Origin of the sequence: Algibacter sp. (genome assembly GCF_049667265.1) — a bacterium.
Taxonomy (GTDB): domain Bacteria; phylum Bacteroidota; class Bacteroidia; order Flavobacteriales; family Flavobacteriaceae; genus Algibacter_B.
The window spans coordinates 1-2,115 of the sequence record NZ_JBATHX010000492.1; the positions used below are offsets into that span (position 1 = coordinate 1).

At 35.7% G+C, this 2,115-nt stretch carries 1 protein-coding gene; it reads left to right on the forward strand.

Annotated features, from left to right (window positions below; genetic code table 11):
* Nucleotides 1-2,115 (forward strand): LamG-like jellyroll fold domain-containing protein (locus WBN21_RS16820; RefSeq protein WP_424202344.1); only part of this gene is annotated, 2,115 nt, incomplete at both ends.

Sequence of the window (2,115 nt, forward strand, 5' to 3'; positions counted from 1 at the left end):
CCAGGGAGTTCCGATGATTCTGTAAATCACAATCCTGTTTGGGTAACACCAACCGCCAATACAACGCTTTATATTAAATATGATGGCGATTTTGAAGACGCAACGGCCTCTACAAGCCCCTGTGGCATACCTTACGATCAAGCAGTAACCTTAAATGCATTAAATTATACGAAGATATTTGACACAGTTAATGCTGATAACGACCAAAGTGGTCTATCCGTTTATACCTGCGATGGCACAAAAATATTTGCCGTTTATGGTCAAGATGCATCACTAGCATCTTCTGGTTCTCCATCAATGGATGTTGGTACAACCATGCAACCGTTATGTTTAAACCCGCTAATATTTGCGAATGATGATGTAGCTTATGGGTTAATAGATACACCTATTAATATTAATGTAGCTGATAACGACACGGCATTTTTAACAACCTTAAACCCGGGTTCTATTGTGACAACCGAGCTTTTACAGCCAACAAATGGAGTTATAGTATTAAATGCCGATGGAACAGTTACCTATACACCTAACGAGGGATTTGATGGCGTGGATACTTTTGAGTATTCTATTTGCTCTTTAGAATTTCCTGATGTTTGTGATTCTGCAACGGTAATTATTAATATTTCTACTTGTGCAATACCACCAAATAAAAATATCATCTACGGTCAAGTATTTTTTGATTTAAATGAAGACACCATTAACAATGATGATATTGGGGAAGAAAATATAGACATTAACATTTATAATGATGTTAATAATAACGGCATTGTAGATGCTGGAGACATGTTATTAAATACGGTAACAACAAATGAAGCTGGATTTTATGATTATGAAGTTGAAAAAATCAATGTAGCTATTGAGGAAGATTTTTCTTCCTCTAATTATAGCGGAGGTACAGGATGGTCTACCAATTGGACAGAAGTAAGTGATGATGGTAATTCGGGAAGTGGAGCTATACAAATAGAAGGTTCTAAAAAACGATTACTTGTTCGAGATGATTCAGGGGCTTACAGAAGCGTAAACTTAGCAGGAGTAACCAACGCAAACATTTCATTTGACATCAGAGAATATGGTACTCTTGAATCTTCAGATGATGTTTTAATTCAAATATGTTCAGACAATACATTTTCAAGTTGCCAAACTATTTTTGCAAAGGCAGATGATTTTAATAGTGAAACGATAAACAGTATCGTCATAGATGCAGATAAATTAACAGCTACAACTACCTTAAGAGTACAAGCAAATGGGTACACATCTGGTAGCGAGCGGTTTTATATTGATAATATTTTAATTAGGTACGAAGTTACAACTGATAATTTTGTATTGGAAACTGATTTAAGTTCTTATCCTGCAGGATTTACATTTAGTACAGATAATGTGGAGGTCGCTAACTTCCCTTCTGGATCGACTGGAAATTGCGAGAAAAACAATGATTTTGGGGTGTTAAGATGTTATTTAACAGAATCAGGATTAATATTTAACTGTAACGATAATGGGACACCTTTAGAAACTTCAGACGACACCTATACAATAACTTTAGATCCAGATGGAACCCGAATAGGGGCAACATATACGGTTAGTGGAGATCTTACAGGTACAGGAACTTATGGAACCCCTTTGGCTTTTGGACCATTTTTAGTAAGTACTGGCAGCAAGACAATTACAATAACAGATAATACTGGAAATTGTGAAATTGAAGATGTTGAAATAAATGTATCGCAATACTCATGTCTAAATTTAACAGATGATTATACTATCGATTTTGATGGTGTAGATGATTATTTAACAGGTGTTCCGCTTATACAAGGCCTAGGAGAAGTCACAATAATGGCATGGGTAAAAATAGGGTCAGGAGTTTCTGCAAAAACAATTGTAAGTGAAGATGTTTCATGCAGGCTTTATATAAAAACTGGAAACAAGCCTAATTTTAGTATCCGTACCAATTCAGGGTTATCTAATATTCTAGAATCTACAGGTGTAAATCTCTACGAGTGGCATCATATAACAGGAACTTTTTCAAGTGCAACAGGAACACAAACGCTTTATGTTGATGGCAAACTTGAAGCCACTTTTACGAATGCTTCTTATATAGGTGAGACTATTGAGGCAGACGCAAGT